Source organism: Enterobacter cloacae complex sp. 6730903, from assembly GCF_048283985.1.
Taxonomy (GTDB): domain Bacteria; phylum Pseudomonadota; class Gammaproteobacteria; order Enterobacterales; family Enterobacteriaceae; genus Enterobacter; species Enterobacter hormaechei_C.
The window spans coordinates 1-332 of sequence record NZ_JBLVXX010000185.1; the positions used below are offsets into that span (position 1 = coordinate 1).

The following is a 332-nucleotide window of genomic DNA, read 5'->3' on the forward strand; positions in this document are numbered from 1 at the left end:
GTGGTGGGCAATTGGGCCGTATGATGGCGCAAGCAGCGTTACCATTAAATATTCAATGTACTTTTTTTGAAGCAAATACAGATTGTCCAGCAGGTGTTTTAGGCCAAGTTTTTTCTAGTCAAGATGAACAAGGTTTAAAGCAGTTTATTGAAAGCGCTGATGTTTTCAGTCTTGAGTTTGAAAATACGCCTGTTGCAGATGTAGATGTGTTAACACAAACTAAAACACTGCACCCTCCCCGTATTGCTTTAGCAACTGCGCAAAATCGTTTGTCAGAAAAAGCATTGTTTGATGAACTTGAGATTCCTGTTGCGCCGTATCGTGCTGTAGAT

1 protein-coding gene is annotated in these 332 nt (G+C 40.7%); it reads left to right on the top strand.

Features of this window, described 5'->3' with window-relative positions:
- Positions 1–11: 11 nt before the first annotated feature.
- A partial coding sequence (locus ACNQ0W_RS25475; protein WP_417933319.1) for a hypothetical protein occupies positions 12–332 on the top strand: 321 nt, incomplete at its 3' end.